Annotated in this window: 4 protein-coding genes and 1 pseudogene; 1 reads left to right on the top strand and 4 read right to left on the bottom strand. The window is 48.5% G+C overall.

The features are described 5' to 3' along the window. Positions 1 to 8: 8 nt before the first annotated feature. The 4 genes from Q0231_RS09945 to Q0231_RS09930 form a co-directional block, all read right to left on the bottom strand. Positions 9 to 1,007 (bottom strand): sugar ABC transporter permease, encoded by a 999-nt coding sequence (locus Q0231_RS09945; protein WP_269392625.1) that lies wholly within the window; start codon positions 1,005 to 1,007, stop codon positions 9 to 11. Between the two features lie 113 nt (positions 1,008 to 1,120). Further along, positions 1,121 to 2,422 (bottom strand): ABC transporter substrate-binding protein, encoded by a 1,302-nt coding sequence (locus tag Q0231_RS09940; protein ID WP_299347515.1) that lies wholly within the window; start codon positions 2,420 to 2,422, stop codon positions 1,121 to 1,123. 295 nt (positions 2,423 to 2,717) lie between these two features. Beyond that, positions 2,718 to 3,404 (bottom strand): MOSC domain-containing protein, encoded by a 687-nt coding sequence (locus Q0231_RS09935; protein WP_269392627.1) that lies wholly within the window; start codon positions 3,402 to 3,404, stop codon positions 2,718 to 2,720. A 16-nt stretch (positions 3,405 to 3,420) separates the two neighbouring features. After that, a complete protein-coding gene (locus tag Q0231_RS09930) occupies positions 3,421 to 3,969 on the bottom strand; it encodes a MarR family transcriptional regulator (RefSeq protein WP_299347513.1) in 549 nt (182 codons plus the stop codon). A gap of 82 nt (positions 3,970 to 4,051) precedes the next feature. Between Q0231_RS09930 and Q0231_RS09925 the strand changes: the two are divergent. After that, positions 4,052 to 4,358, top strand: a pseudogene (locus Q0231_RS09925) (hypothetical protein); the annotation flags it as partial.

Genomic DNA, 4,358 nt, shown 5'->3' with positions numbered 1-4,358 from the left:
ATTAGCCATTATCGTGTCCCCTCTTCTTTATTCACTTCACGGATGTTCCAAATCATGATGGGCAACACCGCAATCATAATCACCAGAGCGATGGTTGAAGAGCGACCAAAATCCACGCCGCGTGTCAACCAATCAAACATTAGGTTCGCGAGCACTTGCGTGTCCCATTGCCCATTGGTCATGGCCAAAACGATGTCGAACACTTTGAGCACTACAATCGTGATGGTGGTCCACACGACGATAATGGTGCCAAAGATTTGCGGGATCATGATGGAGAAGAATATCTGCAAGTCATTTGCCCCATCAATGCGGGCGGCTTCTAACGTTTCTTCGGGGATACCTCGCAACGCAGCGGACAAGATCACCATGGCAAAGCCAGTTTGAATCCAGATTAAAATCAACATCAAAAAGAAGCTATTCCAAAATGGAATTTGCAGCCAAACTTGGGGCTCCATCCCCAGCCCGTTGACGATTGCATTTAAGATGCCGATTTGCTCGCTGTCGCCGCTTCGATAGTCATAGACAAATTTCCAAATCACCGATGCACCAACAAACGAAATCGCCATCGGCATAAAGATCATGGATTTTGCAAAGTTGCCCCACCAAAGCCGATCGGCCATCACCGCAACAATGAGACCAAATATGGTTGCGCCGATGGGCACAATAATTAGCCATAGCAGATTGTTATAAACCGACTGCAAAAAATTGCCGTCTTGGATGGCCCATATGAAGTTGCCAAGCCCAATGAACTTTCTGCCGCTTGAATCAAACAAGGAGAGCCAGACTGTGGCAAACACGGGGTAAATCAAATAGAGCGAGAGGAAAAACAATGCGGGGAACAGAAAGATCCAAGGGCGGATTGAGGTGCGCAAACCATCGTTCTTTGAGGTTTCATTGTCGCCACCCAAGAGGCGGTCTAGGACCCAATTTGCGCCCCAAAAATACAAAACACAGACGCCAACGCCGATGACAACTGTGGTGAGTGCGCTTAGCACTTGATCAAACATTTGGTCTCCCCCCAAAACACTGGCAATTGACTGCCAACATCATGCACCGATTGGTGGCTTGTGGCGAGGTGGGCACCATTTGGCGCCCACCAAGCTTATTTTTGTTGATCGATCTACTTGATCGAGTCCCAGCTATCCTGGATCTCTTTGGCAACTTCTGCTGCTGGTTTGCCACCAGCGTAGTCCACCATGCCGGTCCAGAATGAACCTGCACCCACTGCACCTGGCATTAGGTCGGAACCATCAAAGCGGAATGTAGTTGCATTGAGCAATATACGGCCTTGGCCACGCAATGTGTCATTGGCATATTTGTCCAAATCTACACCTTTGTGTGGGGTCAAGAAGCCAGCACGTGCCATCCAGATTTCATGTGCCTCAGGGGTTTTGAGGTAATCGATTAGGGCATGTGCCCCTTTTGATTCATTGGTGATGGCAAACAATGTGCCCGCACCAAGAACTGGCGAGCCAAGCGCTAGGCCATCATAGGCTGGGAAGTAGAAGAAGTCCGCGTCTGTGCCCAATTCAGTACCCTCAGGGAAGAAGGAAGGAATAAAGGAAGCCTGGCGGTGCATGTAGCACTTAGGCGGCACAGAGAATAGACCTTTCGGGCTATCGCGGAAATCAGTTGCAGAAACTGCAGCTGAACCACCATCAACCCACTCGTCGTCTAGAGCGAATTTTCCGAATTGCTCTATTGCAGCAACAACACGCGGATCGTTGAATGGAATTTCGTTTTTCACCCATTGGTCGTAAACTTCTGGTGGCTGGGTGCGAAGCATCATATCTTCTACCCAGTCTGTAGCAGGCCAACCGGTTGCGCCGCCCGAACCTAGACCGATGCACCATGGGGTGCCGCCATCGGCAACAATTTGGTCACTAAGGGCCAAAAGGTCTTCCATGGATTCTGGCACGTCGTAACCCGCATCTTCAAAGTTTTCTGGTGAATACCAAACAAGGCTTTTCACATCGACTTTATAGAAGAAACCATAGTGCTCTGGGTTGCCGTTTTCATCAGCATAGGTGCCTAGATCAACCCAAGATTGACCTGCGGCGTAGTTCTCTTTCACCCAATCAGCAGTTTCGCCACTCAAAGGCGTCAAATAGCCTTTGGACGCCAAATCAGCGGCTAGACCGGGTTGAGGGAAAATGGCCACGTTTGGCGCAGATCCCGCTTGCGAGTCGATGACGATTTGCTGTTCGAAGCTGTCTGAGCCCGCATATTCTACATTGGCACCTGTTGCGGCTTCAAAGGGCGCGAGCACCGCTTCAATATGTTCCTTATCGGCACCAAGCCAAGGTCCAAAAACTTTAATGGTTTCGCCTTTTAGGTCCATATGGCTGTCAGCGTACGCTGCTGCGCCACCTGCCAACAATAGAGCCGCTGCCGAAACACCAGTGATAAATTTCATTTTCATGCTTTCCTCCCGTCGCATGCCGAGCATAACTCAATAGATAGTTGCACGACCATTCCCTTGCATTTTGTCTGGATATTTAGAGCGCCAATTTTGCCAGAAATTCATTCTACCAAAACGTTTTGGAAACTCGACCCAAACACACGCAAATGGTGGTTCCCCTTTAGGCTGACACATCTTTTAGAAATTGCCAAGCAAAAATTAGGTGGTCGATGAAATATGATTTAGTGCTTATAATTCATATGATTAGATGGATATATCGACCCGTCCTGTTTCAAAAAACGGAGAACAACTGGCGCTAGCCGACTAGTCTAGGCTGATGATCTTCAACAAATTCGGAAAACGCGCGCTTGTAAAAATATTGTCGCCAATTTTTGGCCAACTCAGGCAATTCACACAACTCTTTTGCGATTGCGCGATGTAGTTCTTTGTCAAAGCGCGCGGCAATAAGCCGATCAAGTGGCCAGCTCTCAAGTGGCCTTTCAATCAACTTCAATTTGTCACCAACTTTGACTTCCCCTTGCTGCAACACACGATAGTACCAACCCGTTTTGCCCGATTGCTGCAACAGTTTTGCCATCTCTGGAACCCGAGAATGTAGGTTCAACTTCCAGCAAGGTTGACGCCCTTGGGAGATTTGAACGCGGGCCGTGCCAAGCTCGAAAATGTCCCCTAAACAGACATCGCTTTCAACAACGCCTGCCGTGGACAGATTTTCACCAAAACTGCCCGGTCGAAACGCAAAAGAGGTTTCAAATTTTTGCGCCTGCCAAGTTGAATAATGATCTGCAGGATAGTGGTGAACAGCTTTGTCGGGGCCCCCATGTAGGCGCAAATCTGCCTGAGCGTCAGAAATAAAACCTGTTTCTATAAGCTGTTGCGCACCGTTCGCGTCAAATTTTGCAATTGCGCTTGGCGGCTTGCCTTGCCAGCGTTGTTTGGCTTTGCCGACATATAAACCCAGTATTGCTGTATTAAACTTCATAATGCGCTCTCAAATATCAGGCTGCACTATCATGTTCATGGCAAATGAGGCTTGTTTCCTCTTCTGCCAATTCGACAATCAACAGCCGGCAGTATGGCCGATTTGCTGATTTGTCATGATGTTTGCAGCTTTTACAAATTCCAAAACTTCGCCCGCCCCGAGCAGCCAATGTGCTATGCAACACATTACTTAACAATAATGCAATATTTGCGCTTTCATTTTGATCTAATTGTGCAAGCGCCTCATCCAAATTGGTACGAATAGCCACCACTGAGTGGCCGGTTTTTGTTACGTCATAGCGGACCGATCTTTTGTCTTCTGCTGACCGAATTTGCTCGATAAGTCCCTTTTTCGCCAATGTTTTCAAAGATTGGGACACAGTGCCGCGTGTTGCCCCCAAATAGTCTGCTACATGCGATGGTGCCCGGGAAAACCGGTTTGCGGCCATCAGATATTTTAGAGCCGCGACTTGTGCGGGATTCAGGTCATTTGTCCACAACTCAGATTGGTTGAGCCGCGCCAACCGATCAAGGAGCTCACTGATTCGATATTCACTTTTTCTCATGCCTTATAATAGCGAATCGAAATTACTATTGCAATAATTTCGACTCGCTATTATAACCACATCTTCTGTAAAGGAGATTGAAATGAAAGACTTCGTTTTGGTGGCAGGATTGATTGCCACGTTCAGTGCCCCAAGTTTTGCGGACGGAACACACGCCACGGCCATGGATGACGCGGTAAAATCTGAGCATAATGGTGCAGTGCACGCCGCGTTTGATATTTTGGCCGCCCACGCGCACCAAAAAGGGAATTTGGTCACGTTCCACATGAGCACGGTTGGCCAAGCTGGCAGCGAAAAACCCAGCAGCGCAGGCAATCTGGCGGGCGCACCGGTTTATGCTTATGTGTGGCCAACCTCACTTGACCCTTCTGTGGTTGGTTTTGAGGGTG

Origin of the sequence: uncultured Maritalea sp. (assembly GCF_937139385.1) — a bacterium.
GTDB classification, from domain to species: Bacteria; Pseudomonadota; Alphaproteobacteria; order Rhizobiales; family Devosiaceae; genus Maritalea; species Maritalea porphyrae_A.
Note: the sequence above shows the minus strand (reverse complement) of the source record. Positions and strands in the feature narration are given on the sequence as shown.